This window comes from Nitrososphaera sp., from assembly GCF_050748925.1.
In the GTDB taxonomy this organism is placed as follows: Archaea; Thermoproteota; Nitrososphaeria; order Nitrososphaerales; family Nitrososphaeraceae; genus Nitrososphaera.
Map to the genome: position 1 here is coordinate 1 of NZ_JBOGQF010000011.1, position 22,477 is coordinate 22,477.

The window sequence follows — 22,477 nt, forward strand, 5'->3', positions numbered from 1 at the left end:
GGCTATAACGACCGCGACATTGACGCCATAATGGACCGGACAAAGGGCCGGCCCATCCCTTCTGGAAGGATAAAGCCAAAGAGCGCGCTTGCGTTTGGTCTGATACTTGCCGGCATATCGCTGGCGTGCGCCTGGTTCATCAACCCCATCGCATTTGGACTGATGGCCTTTGGCCTTTTCGACAACATCATAGTCTACAGCAAGTGGCTCAAAAGGCGCAGCCAGTCCAACATCATACTCGGCGGCTTTTCCGGCGGCGCCCCTGCACTCATCGGCTATGTTGCAGTCACGACGCAAAACATCGAGATAGGCCTTGTGATGGCCGGACTCGTATTCCTCTGGATACCGACCCACATCTGGAGCCTTGCCCTGCATGTAAAGAAGGACTACTCGCTTGCCAAGGTGCCGATGCTGCCTGTCGTGTCAAGCGAGCGCAAATCTGTACGCGTCATTGCAGGCACTACGATAATGATGGTCGTGTTCAGCGTGCTGCCGTTCTTTTTCAACCAGTTCGGGCTCATCTACCTGCTGACCGCGGCGGTGTTTGGCGCGGCAATGATAGCGATGTCCATCTGGCTCTTGGTAAAGCCAAGCGAAAGGGCGTCTTGGACAGTCTTTAAATTTTCAAGCCCCTACCTTACTGCTCTTTTCATAGCGTTCATGGTAGACGCCGGCTTCAAGCCATAGCCTTTTCGCACTCGTACAGCAGCCTTGCAATCACGACGTGGGCTTCGAGGCCCGTGCCGTGGACAGAGTAGGTATGGTTGAAAAGCTGCGTCGTCTTTTCGCCAAAATGGCCCTTTGGGAACGCCCCTATCACGAACATGCTTCCGCCAGCGTCCCTGGCGACCTGCTGCGCGCTCGACTGGACACCTGCAGTGGAGAGCCCGATGACTTTGCCGGGCGCGACGTCGCCGACAAGCTGCTCAAACGTGCAGTCGCGCATTTCCATCAGTACCGTGCCGTCCTCGCTCTTTACCGAGCCGTCCCTGAACAGCGCGGACATGACGCCTTCAAAGCGGAAATACGACTTTGGTATGCGCAGGTTGTCTGTGATGGATATCACCCTGTCGCCCACCGTGTGCACATAGACTTTTAGCTTGCCTTCCATGAAGAGCGGCGTCGAAAGCGCCTCCATGAGCGCAAAGTGGACGATGTCGGGCCTGCCCCGCTTCCAGCTCTCTTTTAGCTTTTTCATAGCCGCGTGGTGGTAGCTGCGGTCAAGCAACATCTCTGCCGGCTTTGCTCCCAGCTTGCGCGCCCTGCCCATCACTGCGGGGTGGGTCGCTATCTCGCGAGGCACCGTTTCAAGCGCCGCCTCGGCTATGACGAGCGTTATCAAATCGCAGAATATGCTTCCGGCTCTGCCTTATTATACTAACACGCAACCTAGCTACACCTTGTCATGACTGCGTCATTGACGGAAGTAAGATATTCCGGGTTTTTGATATATTATCATGATATAGAAAATTAACGATATAAGTATCCCCAAACATCAACAAATATGGAAAATCTCATCCAGAAAAAGGAAGAGATAGTCAGGCAGCATGCAGCCAAGATGGGAGAGATAAACGCTAGAGTCCTGCAGCTTCTAAATGACGGCATCGGAGACAAAAAGACGGGCGCCGGCGTCAAGCTCGACCTAGTGAACCTGTTCAAGGCGCAGGCCACATTTGACCGCCATAGCTCGACAGGCATGGACAGCAGCGACAGGCTAGAACTCTCAAAGGGGTTCTTTGAGAATGCGAAAATGATGATTGAAACGCTGCGCGCGGACCCGGGCTACCAGAGCCTGCTGGAGGACATCGATGCGCAGCTGGAGCTCTATCGCAAGGAAGTGGAAGCCATTGATCAGGAATTAAGGACGGTGGAGGGCAAGAAAGGAAGGAAAGAGCTAAGGCAGGACAGGGAAAGGGCCGTCACCAGATCAAGCTGACGAGGTCGGCAAATGCTCAAGATCCTATTCCTTTCCGCAAATCCCCTTGAGACCAGCAGGATCGAAGTCGAAAAAGAGTTCAAGACAGTCCGCGACGTGATAAAGGCGTCGCGCTATCGGGAACTCATAGACCTTGAAAGGGTCGGAGAGGTCTCTGCGGCCGAGCTGACCCGGTTAATCATAGACTACGAGCCGCACATACTGCATTTTTCAGGACACGGGAGCAGCGAAGGGGTCCTGATATTCCAGGATTCTTCTTCGCAGGTAGGAGACGTCGCCGAGCTGTTCAGGATACTGTCAGAAGACCGGTCGACGGGGCCGGGGAAAAAGATAAGGTGTGTGGTTCTCAACGCGTGCTATTCTGAAAAGCAGGCCTCTGCCATAGCCCGGCACGTCGATTGCGTGGTCGGAATGTCAAACGCCATTGCCGACGAGGCGGCCATAGCCTTCTCTGAGAGCTTTTATCTTGCAATAGCTGCCGGCAAGACCATGCAGACTGCGTTTGAGCTTGGGAAAAACGAAGTGGCCCGCAGAGGGATACCGGGACAGGACATACCCCGGCTGGCAGGCCGGCAGGGAGTAGACCCTGCAGTTTCGGTCCTTGTGGACAAGCAAGAGTACGAGTCGCGGCAGATAGCGCAGCAGGCCTATGGCGACTTTAAGGCCCTCCTCGACAAGGTCAATGACGATGAGGAGAGGGGCCTGCTGGAAACAGGCGGCGTAAGCATAGCGACCTGGATCGGGCACACGCTGCTCCTGCGCGACCTGCTGGAAGGCTATGGCGGCAGGCTGCGTGCGGACGATAGAAGGAGCCTGGAATTGATATCTGAAACGTCGGCCGTCCCTTCCGGCCAGATCCTTCAATACCACAGGCGGCTGAAAGACACACTGGCAAAAGTAGTTGTGTTCCTGTCGGCGTCCGCCGGCGCCGCGGCTGGAGCCGGAGCGGCCGCCGGCGCCAAGGCCTCTGCGGTTGCCATCTCTATGAAGCTGGTGGCGGCTATAGTCATTGCAGGCGTAGTAGTTGCCGGGACGGCAGCAGTGGCAATCTATGCCACAAGCCAGTACAACATCGTGAGCATAGAAAGCAGCTGCAGCAGCAACAACAGCCTGACGTTCCCCCCTCTCTCGCCTTTCGTCAAGGTCAGCGACGACGGGAAGACTGTGGAATTTAGCCACCTGCTGCCCGTCGTCCTTGACGCAAGCAATGCAAGGGAGGAAAAAAAGGTGTACATTGACCTCGGCATCTTGAAGCACGAAATCCAGTACCCTGACAGCATGAGCATTTCTTACGATGGCGTTCTGGTTGACGGCAGAAAGTTTCTGCTAAAAGACCAGCAGACGATACGGATCGCCTGCGCATAGACAGGAGAGCTCGGTTTATCTGCCCCTGCCAGCTCTGCACCCATATGCACGACAAACAGCAGGCCAAAGAGGTGGCCCGCGAGCGCATTGAACTGCTCGTTGCCGGCGCGCTTGCCGAAGGCGATCCTGACCTTGCAGGACGGCAGGCAATGCTTGCGAAAAAGATAGCGATGCGCCACCGCGTCCGGCTGCCATACGACATCCGGCAGCTGTTCTGCAAAAAGTGCAAGTCCTTCATCGTGCCGGGAAGGACATCGAGGGTGCGCACCAGCGGCAACGCAGTCCGCATAACGTGCCTGAAATGCGGGCACACGTACCGCAAGATGGCGGCGAAATAAGGATTTATAAGGGTAATCTGGATTTGCCTGTTACATGGCAAAGGTTTACGATGTTCCGGCTGAAGAGCTAATCTCTAGGCTGGCCGAGCAGCTGAAGAAGGACAAAAAGATAGAGCCTCCAGGCTGGTCGGCATTTGTCAAGACAGGCTCGCATGCCGACAAGATTCCCCAGAACCGAGACTGGTGGTTTGTAAGGTGCGCTTCGCTTTTGAGAAAGATTTACCTCCACGGCCCAATCGGCGTCGCCGACCTCAAGGTCGAGTACGGCGGCCGCAAAAAGGTCGGCTACAACCTGGCCCACCACCGCGACGCAGGCGGCGCCATCATCAGGCACGCCATGCAGCAGCTCGAGTCCTCCGGGTACATCACAAAGATCCAAGGCAAGGGGAGGATAGTCACGAGCGAGGGGACGAAAAAGCTAGACAGGCTCGCAACCGAGATCCACAAGGAACTCATCAAAGCTGCGCCGACCCTCCAGCGCTACGCGTAAATGTCTGCCCCGCAGCCACACGACGAGGAAGCGAAAAAGCGCGAGGCCGACGCGATGCGCCAGCGCGTCCTCACGATGCTTCTAGACACTCAGGCCCGGCAGCGCCTTATGAACATCCGCATGGTCAAGCCCGAGCTTGCGGCCGCGGTTGAAAATTACCTCTTTAACGCTGCGTCTTCAGGCAGGCTCAACCGCGTATTGTCAGACGACGAGCTGAAGCAGATCTTGCTCAGCATCCAGCAGCCCAAGAAGGACTTCAAGTTCGACCGGCGCTAGTAACCGCCGGACACGAGTTAACTATTTAAGGTCTGCAATCCGCCCTGCCACTATGAAGGCAGCAGTCTTTAGAGAATACAACAAGGACCCGACAAAGGTAATCAAGATTGAGGATATCGACGTTCCCAAGATAAAGCCAAACGAAGTGCTGATCAAGGTCGAATCAGCATCGTACAACTATAACGACCTGTGGGCGATATGGGGCGAGCCGGTAAAGACCCCGCTGCCGCACATTTCCGGCAGCGACGTCGCCGGCACCATCGTCGAGGTCGGCTCTGACGTCCAGAAGTTAAAAGTTGGCGACAGGGTCGCTTCGCACTCGAACATGAGCTGCAGGGTGTGCGACGCGTGCACGTCCGGCAGGGAATACGACTGCAACGACCGCACGATCTGGGGCTTCCAGACCGGCCCGCTCTGGGGCGGCTTTGCGCAGTACACGCATCTGCCGGAGGTAAACGTGGTCAAGATTGCAGACAACGTCTCGTTCAACGACGCGGCAGCCGTCTCGATGGTCGGCATGACCGCGTGGCACATGCTCGTGGGCCGGGCAAAGATAAAGCCGGGGCAGACCGTGCTCATAATGGGCGGCGGTTCCGGCGTCGGCATGGTCGGCATCCAGATAGCGAAATTATACAACTGCACCGTGATCGCCACTGCAGGCAACAAGGACAAGATGGACAAGTGCCTCGGCCTTGGCGCCGACTATGTGGTCAACCACCGCGAGGCGGACTGGTACAAAAAAGTGCGCGACGTGAACAAGAAACTTGCTCAGCCCGGCGTCGACGTGGTCTTTGAGCATATCGGCAAGTCCACGTTCCCGCAGGAAGTCGGTCTGCTGAAAATGGGTGGCACGCTGGTCGCGACGGGCGCAACCACCGGCTATGACTCGACCATCGACCTTCGCTACCTGTTCTTCAAGGGGACGAACCTGCTCGGCTCGACGCAGGGAACGAAAGCCGAGCTGGAAGATGTGATGTACTGGGTCAACAAGGGCAAGATAAAGCCAGTCATCGACACCGTGCTGCCGTTCTCCGACATGATCAAGGGCCACACCATGATGGCAGAAGCGCAGCAGTTCGGCAAGATCCTGACGACCCCGCAGAGCCTGTAAAAGCGACAAGCTTTTACCTCCTCTTTTTCCTTCCTTTCTCCATGTTCAGGACGCTCATCTTTGTCCCCAGCGCCAGCGCCCGCTTTGTGCAAAAAGCCAAGACGCTGGCGGCAGACGTGGTGTGCCTCGACCTAGAGGATTCCGTGCCTGCAAACGAAAAAGAGGTTGCAAGAAAGACCATAGCCGGCGCGCTTGTACAGAGGCAGGAATACAGGGGGCCCTTGTACGTGCGCACGAATTCGCCTGAATCCGGGCTCATAGGTGCGGACCTGAAGGCGGCCGTGCAAAAGGGCATCGACGGCATCGTAGTCCCAAAGGTGAACGACGCAAATGAAGTCCTGGAGATAAAAAACATGCTCGCTTCCTTGGAGCGCGAGCGCGGGACGGGCAGGATAGCGATAATGCCGTCGATAGAGACCGCAAGGGGCGTCGTCAACGCTTATTCGATAGCGAGTGCCGACGAGCGGGTCAACGCGCTGGTGTTTGGCGTCTTTGACTTTATGCACGACATGCGGATGGACTATGACGAGTCTGATGGCAGCGGCTACGCATACGCGAGGGCCAAGGTCCCGGTCGACGCAAGGGCGGCAGGCGTCGGCGCGCTCGACGCGATATGGCAAAAGGTCGACGACATCGACGGCCTTGTGCGGGACGCCACGGCGGCAAAGCGCCTCGGCTATTCCGGCAAGAGCATAATCCATCCCGGCCAGATAGAGCCGGTGCACGGGGTCTTTTTGCCTTCAAAAAGCGAAGTCGAGTGGGCGAAAAAGGTGGTAGCGGCACTTGGCGAGGCGATGGAAAAGGGAAGCGGGCGGGGAGCCGTGAAACTCGAGGGGCGCATGATAGACGCGGTGCACTACAAGCAGGCCAAGGCCATACTGGACGCTAGCGGCTCAGCAGCTTTTTGATGACCAGTATGCCTGCATAGTACGGTATGTTGTAAACTGCCGCAAGCGCTGCTACCTGCAGGCCGAAAAACTGGGCCGCAAAGACCATGACCAGCGTGTTGTTGACGTACGTCGTGGATATCAATCCTGCAGCCCTTTCATGCCTTGGCACCGCGACATAGCCTATTACGCCAAAAGCCGCAAACGCAAGAAAAGAGGCGGCAAGCGTCTGCAGCAGGAATATCTGGTCAGAGACAAAATACTCGGACAGAGTAGAAAACATGCCGAGGTTTATCAGGACCACGAATATTATGGACAGCAAAAAGGAGTTCTTGTCGGCAAACGCGGACGCGGCAGGCACGTGCCTCTTTGTGAGCCACCCTGCGCCAAGCGGAATAAAGAGCGCGGCCGACAGGAGCAGGACCATGTGCAATATCGGGATCTCGAATTCCGACCCGACGAGGGCGTATACGAGCGACGGCAGGACAAACGGCACTGCCAGCGACGTGGTGATTATCATACCCACTATTAGCGGGAGCCTGCCGCCGACAATGTTGGCGACAAACGGCGCGCCAAGGCCGGTCGATATTCCAGACAACAGAAGCACCGGCAGCGCAAACGGCCTGTACAGGGCATAGGTGAGCGCAAACATGGCCACCGGCAGCGCGACCAGCTTGACTGCTGCCAGCACCGCGAGGCTCTTTGGCTCTGCAAAGGTGGCGACGAGGTCCGGCGTGTCCAACCGGATGAGGTTCAAAAAGAGTAGTATGCCGAGCCACACCAGCAGGTACGGCTCTACCAGCAGGCCGACGGAGGGGAGGAGCACGCCGGCAGACATTGAGCCGGCGATTGCAGCCGCGAGGACCGCGTCGTTACGCTGCTGCAAGCTCTTTCAACTGCTGTATCTTGTCCCGCACAAGGTCAAAGCCCTGCTGCCAGAACGCGGACTGCGTGATGTCGATGCCTGACTCTATCAGCAATTCCTCCGGCTTTCTAGAGCCCCCTGCCGCCAGTATCGACAGGTACTTTGGCACAAACGGCCCGCCTTCCTGCCTGTATTTCTGGTAAAGCGACAGCACCAGCAGGTTGCCAAACGAGTACGCGTAGCAGTAGAACGGCGTGTGGTAAAAGTGCGGGATGTAGACCCACTCCCACTGGAACTCTTGCGATATCGCAACCGCGTCGCCAAACTGCTCCTTCATGTTGTCGCCGTATATCGCCGACACCTGGTCGATGGTGGCGTTCTGCTCGCCTATCGCCTTGTGCGCGTCCACCTCAAAGAGCGTGAAATACGCTTGGCGCATGATGGTCGCGTACATGTCGTCTATCTGCTCTGCCAGGAGCAGCTGCTTTTCGGCCCTTGACATTTTTGACATCAGGCGCTCGTTTAACAGCATCTCTGCAAACACGGACGCGGTCTCTGCCAGCGGCAATGGCGCATGCGAGACAGTCACGGGCAGGTTTTCAGCGAGCATGCTGTGGAGGGCGTGTCCAAACTCGTGGGCAAGCGTCGATACGTCGCGCATCCTGCCGTCAAAGTTGAGCAGCACGTACGGCGTAATCGACGGCGTTACGGTGTGGCAGAAAGCCCCTCCCCTCTTTGCCTTGCGGATCTCTGAATCGACGTGCCGCTCTGAAAAGACGCGCTCTGCCAGCTGCCGGACCTGCGGGTCGAAATCGCCAAACGTTTCCAGCACAGTCGCCACGGCCTGGCCGTACGCAAATCGCTTGCCAGACCGTTTCGTCGACAGCGGGGCATAGAGGTCGTAGCGGCGCATCTTTTTCATCTTCAAGAGCCTTGCCTTTTCCCTGAAATATTCCTGGAATATGCCCGCGTTCTTTCTGCAGGTAGATAGCAGCGCGTCGACCGTGGCGTCCTCAAGGCCGTTTGCGATGTTGCGCACCGATATCGGGCTCTTGTAGCCGCGCATGGATATCCCCTCGTTGCGCCATTCCACCACGATGTTCTGGTATATCTCGCCAAGCACGCCGGAGTTCTTTTTGTATACTTCAAATAATGCCCTGTACGCGGCCTCCCTCTCTGCGGAGCTGGCGCTCCTCACAAACGACACCAGCTTTTCCTTGTTGTCAAACTTTTTGACAATCGTCTTTTTGCCCTTCTTTACCTTCATTTCAAACTCGAACCCGCTTGCCATCTTGTCATAGATCTTTACCAGCGCGCCGGTGCCCGTGACTTCGAGCGTGTTGATTATCCTTTCCTCCGGCTCTGACAGCGAATGTTTTGCAAGCAGGCGCTTGTGCTCTAGGTATTGCCTGTAGACTGCCGGGACCGCGTTTATCAGCCTTGTCGCGTCCTGCTCGTCTATCCCTTTTTTGAACCAGAGGTCGAAAAAGAGGAGCCGGTTGCTGATGTCCGCGCCCATCTTTTCCATCCTCGTGACAAGCGCCGACGCCTCGTTTGACGCCGTGTTTGCATAGTAGCGCAGGTGCGCATAGCCGCTTGCGACGCTCACTTTTTCGTAAATCTCTTCGATGGCGTGAATCATGCCCTCAAACTCGGGCGCGGGGATGTCCGGCCGCAAGGACGGCCTTTTGGACTCGAATTCCCTCACCTTGGCTTCTATGGAATTGAGATACTGCTTGAAATCGTCGCCTGCCGGGTCCCTTACCAGCCCCGCCAGGTCCCATGAGCCGACCTTGAGCGCAGAATAATTCATGAGACAGACAATGACAGGCGCCGGTCAAATATGTATCGCGTGCAAAAGCGATAGTGTGCGTTTCCAGTGGAAACATGGCAAAATAATTGTTCTTTTATGCTACTTGCAGAGGTTACGCGGTGCAGTGCGGCGGTAGAAAATGAGCAGCTTTTAACCTACCTTCATTGTTAAGACGATCAACAACTTTTTCCTCTATAGTCTAAATGAATTAACAAATGGAATAGAGAAATTGGCCATTTGGGTTAAATAGCTGGATTGCCGTAGGAACATTACTCGCATAGCGAGTTTCAGCATGGACGAACGGAGTAGGCGAGCAATATGTACGCGCTGGGCGAATTTGTCCTTTGACGGCGTGCATGATAATGCCTACCTTCCCCTGCTGTCATCTTTTCAATACTACTGGCCAGTCTCTACAGACTCTACAAACACCGAGTACGAGGTGATGCTAGACTGCTCGCCGTCTTTGTCCTTGAACATCGTGTAGAGCGTATAGACTCCCGGCTGCTTTATAGCCGGCTCCAGGTCAAAGCTGATGTCCAGCGCGTCGTTCTTTATCCAGCCGTCGGCCTCTATCACGACATAGCCCTTGGGCTGCTGGTAGCGCAGGCCATCCGGCAAGGGCGCAAAGACGGAGGCCGCTATCTCGCCGGTGCTGTACGAGATCATCTTTTTGTTGGCCTCGTACGCGGCAGGCGTCGGCAACTTGTCGTAATAGACCACTACGTGGTCAAGTTCTGCCTCTCTAGGCATGCCGCCTATGATGCTCACGTACCCCTCGTCCACCGTGACGTCGAGGCCGTGGTTGTTTTCAAAATTCTGCACGAACGACAGGTAATAGCTGTCGTAGGATATGCCGATGCTGACGTGGGTGTGGTGCGGGTCCAGGATGTTCTCCCTGTGGCCGTTGTCGCAGCAGTCCTCGTCGTTGTACATCATCTCGTATTCCAGCTCTTTTATCGCGGCGACAGGGTCAATCCTTTCGCAGATTATCATGAGCGCCGAGCAGTTCTGGTACTCGTCCGGCCCAAAGCCGGCGATGGCGACGTTCTGGTGGACGCTGCCTGTCCCGCCGTGGTTCGTGTAGGTCATGTAGGGCTTTTCGCCGCCTGTGGTCCAGTGCGATATCTGCTTGGTCTTGAAGACGTCCTCGGCGTGGATCTGCGCCGCCGAGTTGTTGCTCAGCTTTACAGGCGGCAGGCCAAACTCGCGCCTGTCTTTGTTGATGGCGTCAAGCGCGCCCTGCACGAGCTCCTCCTGCGGGAGCGACTGGGGTGCCGCGGCTTCTGGCCGCAGGATGTTGACGCTGCCTCCAAGCGGGCCTCCTCCGCTCTGGCCGACTATCAAGTTCGGGAAGACAAACAGTGCGGCGATTATCGCCACGACGCCGGCGCCGATGCCTATCGCCTGGTATATGCCCTTTCTCGACTTGACGCCAATGTAGGGGTTTGGCGTGTTGCAGGCGGGGCATGCCTCGACGTATGCGCTGTATCTCGCGCCGCATGCAGCGCAGTCTATTTCGAGGTCTGTCACGGATGTGACTAGCGCGCGTTTCCTCGTATAATGCTTTACGCATCGTAGTTCTACACCCCTTTTATAACTCCCCGCCGCAACGACGCCCTGTGAGGTACCTCGTCGCCGTGCGCTTTGGCCCGGACGGCGCGATATCGGTGGCCGGCGACGAAATTACGATATCCATAAAGTCGCAACCCGAGCGGGGGAAGGCAAACCGCGAGCTTGTCAAAAGGCTGTCAGAGCACTTTGGCGTCCCTGAAGCGTCAGTGAAGATAGTGTCCGGCCTTGCGTCAAGGAAAAAAATAGTGGAAATAAAATAGGGAGGTGGAAGCCTAGGCTTCCACGAACGGGCAGTTGACGACCGCGCCGGCTATCTCTATTGAGAGCATGCCCGACTCGCCTGCCGCCGATATCTGGCTTGACGTCGTCAGGAATCTGGCCTTGCCCGCGTCGCTCCACGTCGTGGCCAGTATCCTCCAAAGCGGGCTGTACGCGTCGTCGCTCACGTCGCTGCCTGCCACGCTCGCCTGGAATCCCATCGGGCCGGTCCCCTTGATGCCGTTTGTAAACACCCACAAGTCAGACGCCGCGCCCGTTGCCAGGGCAGAGCCTGTCCTTGCCGCGTGCACCACGCCCAGCGCGTCAGCCACCTCCTTTACAGACGCGTCGGTCGCGATGTAGTAGATGGTCGAGCCGTCCGGCGCAAAGCCCCGGTGGCCGACAAACGTCACCTGCATCCTGGCAGTGTCGATGCTGAGCACCTGCCCTCCGCCGTAGGCCGTGTCGTCAGCAAGTTCCTTGTCCTGGCGGACCTGCAAAGAGCCGCCCTCCCACTGGACAAACGGGCAGTTGACCACCATGTCCGTAAAGGTGATCTTTACTTTGCCTGCCAAAGACGCGTCAAGCACTTCTTGCTCTGACCGAAGCTCCCTTGGCGCCTTGCCTGTCTGCCACTCGACTGTGTTTATTCGCCACAGCGGGCTGTATTTTGCGTCGCCTGGCTGCGAGTCGGCGACGTTTGGCTGAAAGCCGAGCGGGCCGGGGCCTGCAATGCCGTTTGAAAATGCATAGATGTTGGCAAGCGATCCTGGCGGTGCTGCTGCGAGCGCCGGTGAATATGCCACTCTCGAGCCGGTCACGTTTGTCAGGTGGTCTGCGAGGCCCTTGTCTGACGCCTCTGTCGATATGTAGAACACCTCGCTGCCGTTGACAAAGCCCCTTGTAAGTGGCAGAGTCACCGGGACGTTGGTCCTGGCCAGCTTTTGCTCCATCATGGCATTATCGCCTTTCTCCATCATGGCGCCGTCCTTTGCCATGCTTGCAGACTTTGACTGGGACACGATGCCATAGATCACGCCCTGCCCAAAGTGGCCGTCAAGGGCTGCCGGGTCTATCTCTAGCGAGACCAGCTCGCGGTTCATTACGCTGATGGTCAGGGGAACGTCCTTTGCCTGCTCGCCGCTGGTCGTGACGGTGGCGGTGCCCGTGATCGTATAGTTGTCGCCCTCATTGGCAATATCCTCAGCTGCAAACCTCGAAATGGTATGCGTGTGGGCCGACGTGCCGTCCGCCCCAACCATGTTTATCCTTGCTATGAATGAAGCGCTGTCTTCAGAAGCTCGCAGCACCCAGATGCCGGATTGTATCCACCGCGACTGGCCGCTTTCAAGCTGGACGCTTGATATCTTGCCTCTAAGGGCTTTGGAAGCATGGCCGCTCTTTTCCATCATCTTGCCTTCATTTTTCATCATGGCGCCATCTCCTTTCTCCATCATGCTGTCGCTCTGCGCAAATGCGGCTGTCGGCAGGGCAAAGGCAGACAGCAAAATGGCCGCCATGCCAGCAGACAATGTCAGTTTCTTGCTATAGTTCATTGCCAAAACATGCGAAGATAATATAAAATGGATTTTTCCAAATGATGTCCAGATCTTGTCCACATTGGCAGGCGTGAGGGCCGAGCTCGTACGCCTGGCAGACCCCGCCAAGGCGCAGGTGCTGCAGCGCTTTTTCAAGACGGGCAAGGGCCAGTACGGCGAAGGCGACGTGTTTATCGGTGTCACCGTGCCCCAGTCGCGCCAGGTGGCAGTGAGACACGCAGGCATTTCGCTGGAAGACGTAAAGGGCCTGCTCTATTCAAAAATACACGAAGAGCGGCTCGTCGTGCTCCTGATCCTTGTCCAGAAATCCAAGGCCGACCCGGAAGGGGTGGCCCAGTTTTACATCAGCAACATGTCGCAGGTAAACAACTGGGACCTAGTCGACCTCTCGGCGCCGCGGATCCTGGGGGCGTACCTCGAGGGAAGGGACCGGTCAATCCTCTACCGGCTGGCGGCGTCCGGCAAATTGTGGGAGCGCCGGATAGCGATAATTGCGACCCAGCATTTCATCCGCAAGGGCGACTTTGTCGATGCCTTGAAAATATCAGAGATGCTGCTGGAGGACAGCCACGACCTGATGCACAAGGCGGTGGGCTGGATGCTCCGGGAGGTCGGCAAGCGCGACCTGGCGGCAGAAGATGCGTTTTTGCAAAAGCACCGCAAAAAGATGCCAAGGACAGCACTGCGCTACGCCATCGAAAGGTTCCCAGAAGAAAAGCGGCGCGCCTACATGGCCTAGGCGCTACGTGCTTGCCGCGGCCTGGCCCCTGCCGGTCGCCGCCTTGACACCGCGCTCGTCTATCGCCTGCCTCAGCATCCACGCCATCTTTTCGTGCTTTTGCATGAGACCTATCAAAAAGTCGTTGGTGCCCATGTCTTCGTATTTCTCTTCGCACGCGTCGGCGTCCTTGCGCAGGACCTTTATCGTCTCCTCGTGGTCCTTGCAGAGGTTTTCTATCATCTTTGCCGCGTTCGGGTAGTCCTTTGGAGACTCTTCGAGCCTCGCATATTGCGTAAATTCCTTGAGCGTCGCAATAGCCTTGCCGCCAAGCGTGGTTATGCGCTCTGCCACCTCGTCGATACTCTCCTCAAGCTCCTTGTACTGCTCCTCAAAGAACACGTGAAGGTCGTGAAAGTGGGGCCCGTATACGTTCCAGTGGTAGTTCCTGGTCTTTGTGTAAAGGACGTACTCGTCGGCCAAAAGGTTGCTGAGGATGCGAATAACGCTTTTCCTGCTGCTCGCTTCTATCCCGATGTCAGGCTCGATGCCGGCCTGCATGACGTCAGATTCCACTAGCTTGGACATGCTGAAAGGTGTTTTGCAAAACTAATATCAGTTTAGAATCACTTGCAATAATCCTCACGCAAAATGTTCCGCCTTTACCGTTGTTTCGCTGATTCTTTTGTGCAAGATTTTACCGGATAGAGATTCTCGTTTTTATTGCAGTATAATCATAATATAATATTGCAATAAAATTACCGCGTTGCAAGAAAAACATAATAGCATCGGTGACGAATTTTAAGCGACGGACCAGTGGCCCGAGATTCTAACGAAAGCATTACTTTTCGCATCGAGTCGCGCAAGCTAAAGACGCTGCGCGACAATGCGCTTGAAAACCAGGTCAGCCTGAACACTCTTGTGAACCAGATACTGACCGCATATACCGAGTGGGACATGATTGCGCTAAAGGCCGGGTACGCCACGCTCCCGAAAAACGTGCTAAAGGAGCTCTTTAATGCGATAGACGAGGAGACTCTGGTAAAGATAGCCGCCCTGACTGCAGACTCTTCAAAGGACATACTGCTCCTGATGATGGGCGAGGTGACGCTTGACGCATACTTTTCCCTCCTGAAGAACAGGTCCAAGAGGTCCGGCTTTAGCCTGCGCGAATACGAAGAGGAAGGCACGAGAAAGCTGGTCGTCCAGCACGAGATGGGCAGGCACTGGTCGGTCTTTTTCAAGGCGCACCACGAGCAGGTGATCTATAACGCCGGCTACAAGGCAAAGGTAGAGTATACAGACAACACGCTGGTCCTCAGCGTCGAGACGTGACTGAGCCGGCTAAATATTTAATTTGGAGGCGAGCCTAGTGTCCCAGAGCTTGGCAGATTCCGGGGAGGGAACAGTAAGGATAACGTTCAGCCTCAGCCCCGAGCTGGCCAGAAAGCTAAAGCAGGAGGCAGACGACTCTAACGTCAGCTTTAGCGCGCTCATGCGCCAGGTGCTAGAGCAACACATCAGCTGGACGAGCGTCGCCGGCAGGGCGGGCTTTACGCCAGTGCCAAGGCAGATGGTGACTATGGCCTTTGAGCAGCTGACCGACGACCAGGTAGGCCGGGTCGCGCAAAACGTCGCCAAGAACCGGTCCAAGGACATCCAGCTCCTCATGACCGGCGAGTACTCGGCCCAGTCCTTTCTTGGCAACATCGAGGCGTGGGCAGCGCAGTCGAATATGACCTACAAGAAAAAGGTCACCGGCGGCACGTACGAGCTTGCAATCCAGCACGACATGGGGAAAAAATGGTCGCTCTACATGGCAAGGATGTGCGAGGCAGTGCTGCGCGACTCGTTGCGGAAAAAGCTGGAATATAACCTGTCTGACAGCATCATCATCCTCAAGGTCGGCCTGAAATAGGCTCACAGGCAGAGGGGTTATTTTTGAGCCAGTTCCGTGTTTGGCCTTCCCCCAATGCCGGGCGGCGGGCGGGTGAACGGAACCGAAACCCCGGCGCCGCATGCGTTATATGACAAAGGCGCCTTGTTTCTTATAGCAGTTTGGTATTGCATGCAACCCTTTTACTGCATTGCAATAAATTAAGACGCACGTTGTAAATACTATTAAATATTATTTTTGCATCTAAAATTCTGCATTGTATATTTTTAGAGCGCTGTTGCTACCTGCGGTTCTCGTGGTTTTCGCGTCGCTTTTTGTCGCCCCCGCCTATGCGCAGGGCGGCTCTGGCGTCAACGCGCTGGGCTCTGTCGTGATATTTCTGGTCAGCCTGGCGATCTCGACTGTCGTTATCTATGTCGTGACGAAGCTGTTTGGGGAAAAGGAGGGGATCGGCAGGGCGCTCTTGACGGCAATAATAGGCACCCTAGTCTACTCTGTCGCGTATTTCCTGCTCGGGACGGGCTGGCTGGCGGCCATACTGGGGGGCATCGTCTGGCTCCTCGCTCTCAGGTGGCTGTACGACATCAGCTGGCTAAAGGCGCTTGGCATAGCCGTAATAGTGTGGATAGCGGCGACGGTCGTGGGGTTCATCCTCCCGACCGCGCCGGGGCCGCTGTGATCTGCCATGCTTGAAAAACTCGCCGGCTCTGTTCTCCCCCCGCTTCGCACCGGGGCCCGGGCAAACGTCGTCCACACCGACCTTGACCCGTGCGGCGGCGCCGAGCAGCTGGCCGTGGCCACGCTCCAGGCGCTCGTCGAGATGGGCATACAAGTCGACCTGACGGTTGCAAAGGCGCCCGACCTGAAGAGGCTCGAAAATGCGTTTGGCAAAAGGGTCGGCAGGATATTTGACCGGATAAGGGAGATAAAGCCGCTTGGCCGGATCTTTGAAGCAGATCCTGGCGACTATGACCTCACTATAAACACCCACGGCGACATCCTGCCGTATTTCACGGAATCGTTTTCGCGACGCAACGCCGTCACCTACTGCCACTATCCTGTCGCGGCAGACTATGTGCGCGACCGCGACCAGGCGTACCTGCAGAGTTTTGCCGCCATGGGGCTCATCGACAGGGCCGACGACGCCACGTGGGGCCAGATAGCCGAGCATTACAGGCTCATGCTGCAAAATTCCCTGGTCGTGACAAACTCGCATTTCAGCAGCCGCGCCATCGCGCTCTATACCGCGCACGAGCCGGCAATAATCACGCCGCCCGTAAACGTCGAGGAGTTCCGCGCCATCCTGTCGACAGCACCAAGGGGCGACTCTGTGCTTGTGGTGTCGCGCATACACCCGTCCAAAAAGCTTGAAAACGCCATCGCCCTTGCCGGGCTTCTCAAGGAGAGGGGCGTGGGAAAGGAATTCGTCATAGCCGGCAACCTGAGCGGAAGCGACCAGTGCGGGCAGCAGTACCACGCCCGGCTCCTGGACATGGCAAAGGCCTGCGGGGTGTCAGACTATGTCAAGATAAAGGCAAACGTCAAGCTGGACAGGCTGTATTCGCTCATGAAAAAGTCAAAGGTCTATTTCCACCCCCTGCCAGGCGAGCCTTTTGGCATATCGGTGGTGGAGGCCATGAGCGCCGGCCTCGTGCCGGTCGTGCCGGACACCGGCGGCCTGACTGAGTTTGTGCCGCGCGGCTACCAGTTCCATTCGCTAAGGCAGGCGGCAGACATCGTCGCGTCGTCCATGGATGCCACGGCCGCCGAGAGGGAGGCGCTGAGCGACTCGGTCAGGGGGTTTTCCCTGCCCGAATACGTGAGCGCGTTCCAAAAGTTGACGGGCAAGATGCTGGACATTAGCGCAAGCCCTGCCATAACAGCCTAGGCCGGCTCTTCTGGCAGTGGGGCGTCCCTGTCCACCTTGTACTTGAACGCGTCTTTGTAGTCGAGGCCGACGATGACGTTGCGCCCGACCGCGATTATCTTTTCCTTTGGCACGTCAAAGCGCCAGTCATAGTGCCCCCACACAACTATCTTGTCGCCGGACTCTTTCATCACGTGGCCGAGGTGCTCTTCGTCCTGCGTCCTCACGCCCTTGTTGAACAGCGACTTTGGGTACTTGCCCTCGTACGTGGCAAGGTCCACGTCCTGCGCGAGGTCGGCAGCCGGCAGGCTGCTGTCAGTCGGCAGCGGCTCCTCCCTGCTGACCTTGTACTTTCTCGCTATCTCGTAAAACGGCAGGTCTATCAGGACGTTGCCGGAAGCAAACTTGATCTGCGAGACCGGTATGTCATACCTGTCGTCGCCGGCGCCAAAAACTACTATCTTGCTGTCGGTTTCCCTGACAACATGCCCAACGTGCGGCGAGTCAAGGGCCTTTACACCTTTGTTGAAATATTTTCCTGAAGCCATGTAATACAGTGCTATGAATGAAAATAATATTTAAGGCGTATGCATAGCATAGAATTTTTTTCCAGACGCGTGCCCCTATTTGCAGGTGCCGACTGGCCTTGTTGCAATGCAATAAAAAAATTGCAATGAATTCACAATTGATTTAAGTATTAAAATGATGCATAACATATGTCTGCAACAAACTATGGATCTGACCCGAAAAACGATTTGAATGAAAATGTAAAGCGCGAAAACAGCCAGCGCGCGACTTTTGAATCTGGCACAGGCGCTCCGCAGACCGCCGAACACATTAGAGATTCCGCGAACAACATCCGGGATTCGGCAATCAAGCTTAGAGAAACCATAAGGGCGCTGCGCGAATCCGGCGCCATCAAGGAAATCGGCGCCGCAGTCCGCGAAGCAGCGGCCGCCGCAAGGGACACTGCAAGAGAGATCGACGAGACTGCCAAGGACCTTGAGAGAGAAGGCGTCATCAAGGACACAGCCTCTTCGTTAGGAGGGGCGGCGCAATCCGCCGAGAACATGCGCAGTGCGGCAAAGGAAGGCATATCGAAAACTGGTAGCACTCAACACAGCGAGACATATTAGCGGGGGTAAATGGATTGGAAAAAAAGAACGAGGCTAGACGCGATGTTGAAGAGGCCGGCAGAGATGTAAAGAGGGGCCTGGAAGACGCGGGCGACAAGATGAAGGCAGGGTTAAACGCGGCCAAGAACAAGATGGAAGACACCGACCGCAACATCGATCTCGAATACCAGAAGGAGAAGGCCAAAGAAAAGCTGAAGTGAGATGGGCACCAGCAAGATAAGCGACATAAAGGATACCGCATCGGACACTGTCGAGATTCTGCGCCAGCTGGGCACCCCCGGCGTCCAGGAGACGCTGGACAAGGCCCGCACCATGACGATAACCGTCAAGGAGATGATGGAGACGATGAAGTCGGCCGAATGGGTCCAGAACCTTGAAAACATTCGCAAGATGATGGACGACATTAACAGCTCGTCGCTTGCCATGCAAAACACCGTCCGGGAGCTGAAGGAATCCGGCGTGCTCGACGAAGCCAAGTCGTTCATGCAGTCTGCAAAAAAGACGATGGACTCATTTGGCAGCGGGCAGGGCTCCGGAACCAAGCAGGACATCCACGAGGTGGTGGTGTCTTTCAGGGAGATGATAGACTCGTTCAAGCTCTTGACAGACGAGATAAAGGCAGTCGCGGCGGAATCCAAGCGGCCTGGCGGCACGGTAAACGAGCTGGAGCAGACTGTCAGGGACGTGTCCAGCGCGTACAGGACGGTCAAGCGCAACGTCGCGCCTGCCTCCACCTGATTTGTCCGGGGTGAATTGAGGTTGGCGCAAACAAACGAAACGGAAGCCCGGCCGCCCAGCACTGCGAGGATAACGGCAGTCATCTACATCCTCGGAGTTCTGATGGTGGTAGGCAAGTACCTGCCGGCGATAACGGCGTTCTTTGCCGCTCTCAACCTGGTCCTTGCCGCGTACGACTTTACTGCCGGCGAGACCGGATGGATGATACTGCACCTGATATTTGGCGCCGGCGCCGTGATATTCCTCGTGCAGCTGTACCAGAGGCGCAACATCCACAGCTACGACTACCACAACCACAATGGCAACATACACTACCCTGCAATGGAGAGGTGATAAGATTGAGCACTGACAGCAATAACCCGTCAAAGCGCGGCAAGGCGCTGCACGACGCGACGCAGGGCCAGTTCGGCGAAGAGCCCCGCGCAAAGCCGATGCCGGAAAAGCCGGAGGAAGGCGACCTGAAAGGCGGCCAGTCCAAAGCAGCCCGTGAAAAGTCCTGCAGAGCCTGACGCGGCAGACGGAAAACGTGCTCGTCCTGCAGGGCGGAGGGTCGCTTGGCGCTTTTGCCTGCGGCGTGTTCAAGGCGCTTTATGAAGGCGGCGTGAAATTCGAGCTTGTCGGCGGGACGTCGATAGGCGCGGTGAACGCGGCCGTGATCTGCGGAAGCGACGACCCGGCAAAAGACCTTGAGGATTTCTGGATGGAAGTGGCCGAAAGCAACTACCGGCTCTTCCCGGAGGTGTCTTTTCCCTATTACGACTATGACAGGCGCGCCTTTGGCACAAAAGGCATGCCGGCCGGGCCCCTGAACGCGATAATGTTCGGCGTGCCCAAGATGTTTGTCCCCCGCTGGCAGGTGCCCGGCGACCTGCAGCTGAAGGACTGGTGGATGATGCTGGCCGGAAGCTGGACCCACTTTTATAGCCACGAGCCCATTGCCCGGATGCTTGAAAAGTACGTCGACTTTGGCAAGCTGGGCAAGGCTGGCGGCACGCGGCTCATAATAACGGCAGTCGACGTCATGACTGCCAAGTCGCTAAAGTTCGACAGCGCAAGGATGGAGATAAAGCCAAAGCACGTCCTTGCAAGCTGCGCGTATTCAAGTTACGGCTTTCCGTGGGTACAGGTCGAGCCGGGCGTCTACGCGTGGGACGGCGGCCTGCTCAGCAACACGCCCTTGAAAGAGCTGGTGGAGGCGTCGCCCCGGAACAACAAGAACGTCTACATCGTCGAGAATTACCCACGCAAGATAGACCGGCTGCCTGCAGACTGGGGCGAGGTGCTCGACAGGACGAGGGACATCATATTCAGCGACAAGACCGTATACGACCTGCGCTCCTGGAAGCACATGTCTAGGCAGGTCGACCTGATAGAAAAGCTGTACGCTGTCTTTGAGCGCAACGGGCGGGACGTGGACCCTGCAGTCGCTGACAGGATACGGCGTGAATACGAGGAGCTGGTGGGCAGGCACGGCGCCGAGATACTCGCAGTCTATAGAATAGCGCGCAGGAGGATGGACTCGCCATACCTGCTGAAAAACGCCGACTTTACCGCCAGGGCCGTCAGGGGCCTGATAGCGCAGGGCGAGCAGCGCGCCATGGAGAGGCTAAAGGGGGGCGCAGACGACATGGAGCCGGGCGAGCTTTTAAAGCTGCTGGACGGGTCATAAGTCTTTAATTTTTTTCAGCCGAAAAATCTCTGATGGCAGTAGTCAAGATAATGGAGCTGGTCTCGTCATCGCCAACCAGCTGGCAGGACGCAGTCGACAATGGGATAAAGCGCGCGGTCCAGACGGTCCGCAACGTGTCTGGCGTCGACGTGCTCACGTGGAAGGTTGACGTGCAAAACGACAAGATAACAGAGTACAGGGTGTCGATGAAGGTGGCGTTTGCAGTCGAAGAGGAATCCGGCTAAAAGAACCGCCGCGGCGAGTGCTTGTTGTAGATCTCGGCGTTTATCTTGCCGAGCAGCTTTTTCTTTGCCCTGTCGGCTTTCTTGTTGCCCGCATAGTCTTTTTCTTCCACGAGCATGTGGAGCCTGAACAGCTCGTCGACGCTGAGGGCCTTCAGCCCCTTGTCCGAGACTATCTCGAGCAACCTCTTTAGTTCTTGCTCGTCCACCGGGCCTGAGTGCCTGCGCGCACTATTAAAGGCTGGCAGGGCAAAGGGTAGGCGTGAAGATAAAGACGCTCGTCCGCTCTGCGGGCTTTAAAGAGATCCTGGACGCCCGGCTTGCCGAGCACGGGTTTGCGTCAGAGAAGGTGGACCCGGACCTGCCTCTTGCGCCCCAGCTTGCCGACGCGCAGGTGCTCGTCTGCGGGCTGCAAAAAATAGACAGGGAGATGATAGATATGTGCCCCAAGCTCTTGCTGGTGCACCTGGCCGGCATGGGCTACGACAACGTCGACTTGGACTATTGCTCTGCCCGGTCCGTATTTGTCGCAAACGTCCCGCTTGCAAACGCCGTGTCCGTGGCAGAGCACACTTTGTTTCTGATGCTGTACCTTGCCAAGAACAGGCAGGGCGGGGCCGGCGGCGCCATGAAAAAGAGGGTGCACGGCGTCCTGGGAAGCGAACTGTACGGCAAGACAATCCTGGTGGTGGGCCTCGGCGCGACGGGCACAGAGGTCGCAAAAAGGGCCAGGGCGTTTGGCATGAGGGTGATTGCGGTCACAAAGGACCCTGTCGGGCAGGGGCGGGAAAAGTCGTTTTCAGCCGACGAGATAAAGGGGCCTGGCGCGCTGCTTGAATGCGTCGCCCGGGCCGACTATGTCTCGCTCCACGTCCCGCTGACAGAGGAGACGAGGGGCATGATAGGCAAAAAAGAGTTTGAGGCGATGAAGCGCTCGGCGTTTCTCATAAACATGGCCCGCGCCCCGGTAGTCGACAGGGAGGCGCTTTATGGCGCGCTCACGGGCAAGATAGCGGGAGCGGCTTTTGACGTGTTCTGGGAAGAGCCGGCAAGCCCTGGTGACAGGCTGCTGAAACTTGACAACTTTGTGCTCACGCCCCACGTCGCGGGGTGGACAAGAGAGTCGGTGGACGCGGTGGCCGGGATAATTTCCGCAAACATTCAGCGCGTGTCGGAAGGCTCGGGCCCGCTGACGCCGGTAAGCCTCCAACAATAGATTGCTAGGTGGATATTTTCCGGCTCAAGTCGTCGTACCATGTTAAATAATATTTTTCGATCTCACTTTCATGAATTTTCGCAACGCCGCGATTGCATCATTTGCGGCCGCGCTTTTGCTTGCGATGGCGCCAGCCGCGTCGTTTGCCCAAAGCGCGTCCGAGCTAACTACTGCCCTCGGACTAGAGAGTTCACAAGTCGCCTCGTCGGACCTTGCCACGAGCAGCGACCAGGGGGTCGCCATACAGACCGATGCCACGGGCGGGTTCCCCACAGAGGGGCCCAGCTATGTTGTGCTGAGCTCGGGCTGCGCCAGCGACCTTTTGCTGGCAAACAGCGAGGGAGACCACAGCTGCATCCTCGAGGGGCTGGACACCTCCGAAGGGGAAGACCTTGTCCAGCTCGCGCTCACGCTCAACGTGCCTGCCGGCTCTTCGTCAGTGTCGTTTGACTGGAGGTTTTACAGCGAAGAGTTTCCTGAATTTGTCGGGTCGGCCTTTAACGACGCTTTCTTGGTGGAATCCG

At 56.8% G+C, this 22,477-nt stretch carries 31 protein-coding genes; 23 read left to right on the top strand and 8 right to left on the bottom strand.

The features are described from left to right. Positions 1-687: heme o synthase (gene cyoE / locus ACREAY_RS01810; RefSeq protein WP_431754050.1), on the top strand; the 687-nt coding region annotated here is incomplete at its 5' end. Here the strand turns inward: cyoE and ACREAY_RS01815 are convergent. Next, on the bottom strand, positions 677-1,342 hold the full coding sequence (locus ACREAY_RS01815; protein ID WP_431754051.1) for a ribosome biogenesis protein: 666 nt from the start codon (positions 1,340-1,342) through the stop codon (positions 677-679). The genes cyoE and ACREAY_RS01815 overlap by 11 nt on opposite strands. Positions 1,343-1,504: 162 nt before the next feature. On the opposite strand from ACREAY_RS01815, the gene ACREAY_RS01820 reads away from it, so the two are divergent. Genes ACREAY_RS01820 through ACREAY_RS01850 form a run of 7 tightly spaced genes read left to right on the top strand, consistent with a single transcriptional unit; the run spans position 1,505 to position 6,424 of the window. Then, positions 1,505-1,936: a hypothetical protein gene (locus ACREAY_RS01820; RefSeq protein ID WP_431754052.1), complete on the top strand. Its 432-nt coding sequence runs from the start codon at positions 1,505-1,507 to the stop codon at positions 1,934-1,936. 12 nt (positions 1,937-1,948) lie between these two features. After that, the gene (locus ACREAY_RS01825; protein ID WP_431754053.1) at positions 1,949-3,301 is read left to right on the top strand and encodes a CHAT domain-containing protein; all 1,353 of its coding nucleotides are present in this window, start codon (positions 1,949-1,951) and stop codon (positions 3,299-3,301) included. A 44-nt stretch (positions 3,302-3,345) separates the two neighbouring features. Further along, complete coding sequence (locus ACREAY_RS01830) at positions 3,346-3,639, top strand: ribonuclease P protein component 4 (protein ID WP_431754054.1); 294 nt, start codon at positions 3,346-3,348, stop codon at positions 3,637-3,639. A 34-nt stretch (positions 3,640-3,673) separates the two neighbouring features. Continuing rightward, positions 3,674-4,129, top strand: coding sequence for a 30S ribosomal protein S19e (locus tag ACREAY_RS01835; RefSeq protein WP_431754055.1), 456 nt, complete (start codon positions 3,674-3,676; stop codon positions 4,127-4,129). Further along, the gene (locus tag ACREAY_RS01840; RefSeq protein ID WP_431754056.1) at positions 4,130-4,405 is read left to right on the top strand and encodes a DNA-binding protein; all 276 of its coding nucleotides are present in this window, start codon (positions 4,130-4,132) and stop codon (positions 4,403-4,405) included. It begins immediately after the preceding gene. A gap of 52 nt (positions 4,406-4,457) precedes the next feature. Then, positions 4,458-5,516 carry a zinc-binding dehydrogenase gene (locus ACREAY_RS01845; protein ID WP_431754057.1) on the top strand — a complete coding sequence of 353 codons (1,059 nt, stop codon included), beginning with the start codon at positions 4,458-4,460 and terminating at the stop codon, positions 5,514-5,516. A 41-nt stretch (positions 5,517-5,557) separates the two neighbouring features. After that, positions 5,558-6,424, top strand: a complete 867-nt coding sequence (locus ACREAY_RS01850) for an HpcH/HpaI aldolase/citrate lyase family protein (RefSeq protein ID WP_431754058.1) — start codon at positions 5,558-5,560, stop codon at positions 6,422-6,424. Here the strand turns inward: ACREAY_RS01850 and ACREAY_RS01855 are convergent. From ACREAY_RS01855 to ACREAY_RS01865, 3 genes are all read right to left on the bottom strand, one after another. Continuing rightward, a complete protein-coding gene (locus tag ACREAY_RS01855) occupies positions 6,402-7,289 on the bottom strand; it encodes a bile acid:sodium symporter family protein (RefSeq protein WP_431754059.1) in 888 nt (295 codons plus the stop codon). The genes ACREAY_RS01850 and ACREAY_RS01855 overlap by 23 nt on opposite strands. After that, positions 7,276-9,081, bottom strand: coding sequence for a M3 family oligoendopeptidase (locus ACREAY_RS01860; RefSeq protein ID WP_431754060.1), 1,806 nt, complete (start codon positions 9,079-9,081; stop codon positions 7,276-7,278). Before ACREAY_RS01860 ends, ACREAY_RS01855 begins: the two co-directional genes overlap by 14 nt. 396 nt (positions 9,082-9,477) lie before the next feature. Beyond that, on the bottom strand, positions 9,478-10,611 hold the full coding sequence (locus tag ACREAY_RS01865; protein ID WP_431754061.1) for a CAP domain-containing protein: 1,134 nt from the start codon (positions 10,609-10,611) through the stop codon (positions 9,478-9,480). Between the two features lie 89 nt (positions 10,612-10,700). Here ACREAY_RS01865 and ACREAY_RS01870 point away from each other — a divergent pair, with 89 nt between their 5' ends. Further along, complete coding sequence (locus tag ACREAY_RS01870; protein ID WP_431754062.1) at positions 10,701-10,913, top strand: DUF167 domain-containing protein; 213 nt, start codon at positions 10,701-10,703, stop codon at positions 10,911-10,913. Between the two features lie 12 nt (positions 10,914-10,925). Here ACREAY_RS01870 and ACREAY_RS01875 read toward each other — a convergent pair whose 3' ends face one another. Beyond that, positions 10,926-12,467, bottom strand: coding sequence for a DUF7482 domain-containing protein (locus tag ACREAY_RS01875; RefSeq protein WP_431754063.1), 1,542 nt, complete (start codon positions 12,465-12,467; stop codon positions 10,926-10,928). Between the two features lie 73 nt (positions 12,468-12,540). Here ACREAY_RS01875 and ACREAY_RS01880 point away from each other — a divergent pair, with 73 nt between their 5' ends. Next, on the top strand, positions 12,541-13,209 hold the full coding sequence (locus tag ACREAY_RS01880) for a DNA alkylation repair protein (RefSeq protein WP_431754080.1): 669 nt from the start codon (positions 12,541-12,543) through the stop codon (positions 13,207-13,209). Positions 13,210-13,212: 3 nt separating this feature from the next. Here the strand turns inward: ACREAY_RS01880 and ACREAY_RS01885 are convergent, their stop codons facing one another. Beyond that, positions 13,213-13,776: a Dps family protein gene (locus tag ACREAY_RS01885; RefSeq protein WP_431754064.1), complete on the bottom strand. Its 564-nt coding sequence runs from the start codon at positions 13,774-13,776 to the stop codon at positions 13,213-13,215. Between the two features lie 228 nt (positions 13,777-14,004). Here ACREAY_RS01885 and ACREAY_RS01890 point away from each other — a divergent pair, with 228 nt between their 5' ends. The 4 genes from ACREAY_RS01890 (at position 14,005) to ACREAY_RS01905 (ending at position 16,973) form a co-directional block, all read left to right on the top strand. Then, a complete protein-coding gene (locus tag ACREAY_RS01890; RefSeq protein ID WP_431754065.1) occupies positions 14,005-14,523 on the top strand; it encodes a hypothetical protein in 519 nt (172 codons plus the stop codon). Between the two features lie 49 nt (positions 14,524-14,572). Further along, positions 14,573-15,106: a ribbon-helix-helix domain-containing protein gene (locus ACREAY_RS01895; RefSeq protein WP_431754066.1), complete on the top strand. Its 534-nt coding sequence runs from the start codon at positions 14,573-14,575 to the stop codon at positions 15,104-15,106. Positions 15,107-15,362: 256 nt separating this feature from the next. Next, positions 15,363-15,764 (top strand): hypothetical protein, encoded by a 402-nt coding sequence (locus tag ACREAY_RS01900; RefSeq protein ID WP_431754067.1) that lies wholly within the window; start codon positions 15,363-15,365, stop codon positions 15,762-15,764. A gap of 6 nt (positions 15,765-15,770) precedes the next feature. Continuing rightward, positions 15,771-16,973 (top strand): glycosyltransferase family 4 protein, encoded by a 1,203-nt coding sequence (locus ACREAY_RS01905; RefSeq protein WP_431754068.1) that lies wholly within the window; start codon positions 15,771-15,773, stop codon positions 16,971-16,973. Here ACREAY_RS01905 and ACREAY_RS01910 read toward each other — a convergent pair. Further along, positions 16,970-17,500, bottom strand: a complete 531-nt coding sequence (locus tag ACREAY_RS01910) for a hypothetical protein (protein WP_431754069.1) — start codon at positions 17,498-17,500, stop codon at positions 16,970-16,972. The two genes, ACREAY_RS01905 and ACREAY_RS01910, sit on opposite strands and share 4 nt — an antisense overlap. A 168-nt stretch (positions 17,501-17,668) precedes the next feature. Between ACREAY_RS01910 and ACREAY_RS01915 the strand changes: the two genes are divergently transcribed. The 7 genes from ACREAY_RS01915 to ACREAY_RS01945 are packed head-to-tail and all read left to right on the top strand — an operon-like array spanning position 17,669 to position 20,740. Further along, on the top strand, positions 17,669-18,088 hold the full coding sequence (locus ACREAY_RS01915) for a hypothetical protein (protein WP_431754070.1): 420 nt from the start codon (positions 17,669-17,671) through the stop codon (positions 18,086-18,088). Between the two features lie 14 nt (positions 18,089-18,102). Further along, positions 18,103-18,288: a hypothetical protein gene (locus ACREAY_RS01920; RefSeq protein WP_431754071.1), complete on the top strand. Its 186-nt coding sequence runs from the start codon at positions 18,103-18,105 to the stop codon at positions 18,286-18,288. A 1-nt stretch (position 18,289) separates the two neighbouring features. Next, complete coding sequence (locus ACREAY_RS01925; RefSeq protein ID WP_431754072.1) at positions 18,290-18,826, top strand: hypothetical protein; 537 nt, start codon at positions 18,290-18,292, stop codon at positions 18,824-18,826. A 21-nt stretch (positions 18,827-18,847) separates the two neighbouring features. Continuing rightward, positions 18,848-19,159, top strand: coding sequence for a hypothetical protein (locus tag ACREAY_RS01930; protein ID WP_431754073.1), 312 nt, complete (start codon positions 18,848-18,850; stop codon positions 19,157-19,159). Positions 19,160-19,164: 5 nt separating this feature from the next. Further along, complete coding sequence (locus ACREAY_RS01935; protein ID WP_431754074.1) at positions 19,165-19,335, top strand: hypothetical protein; 171 nt, start codon at positions 19,165-19,167, stop codon at positions 19,333-19,335. Between the two features lie 17 nt (positions 19,336-19,352). Next, entirely contained in the window at positions 19,353-20,495 is a 1,143-nt protein-coding gene (locus ACREAY_RS01940; protein ID WP_431754075.1) for a patatin-like phospholipase family protein, read from the top strand. Positions 20,496-20,527: 32 nt separating this feature from the next. Beyond that, positions 20,528-20,740, top strand: coding sequence for a dodecin family protein (locus ACREAY_RS01945; RefSeq protein ID WP_431754076.1), 213 nt, complete (start codon positions 20,528-20,530; stop codon positions 20,738-20,740). Here the strand turns inward: ACREAY_RS01945 and ACREAY_RS01950 are convergent. Continuing rightward, positions 20,737-20,946: a hypothetical protein gene (locus ACREAY_RS01950; RefSeq protein WP_431754077.1), complete on the bottom strand. Its 210-nt coding sequence runs from the start codon at positions 20,944-20,946 to the stop codon at positions 20,737-20,739. The two genes, ACREAY_RS01945 and ACREAY_RS01950, sit on opposite strands and share 4 nt — an antisense overlap. Before the next feature lie 53 nt (positions 20,947-20,999). Here ACREAY_RS01950 and ACREAY_RS01955 point away from each other — a divergent pair, with 53 nt between their 5' ends. Both ACREAY_RS01955 and ACREAY_RS01960 read left to right on the top strand, forming a co-directional pair. After that, positions 21,000-21,953 (top strand): NAD(P)-dependent oxidoreductase, encoded by a 954-nt coding sequence (locus ACREAY_RS01955; RefSeq protein ID WP_431754078.1) that lies wholly within the window; start codon positions 21,000-21,002, stop codon positions 21,951-21,953. 70 nt (positions 21,954-22,023) lie between these two features. Then, the coding region (locus ACREAY_RS01960; RefSeq protein ID WP_431754079.1) for a choice-of-anchor L domain-containing protein at positions 22,024-22,477 on the top strand (454 nt) is incomplete at its 3' end.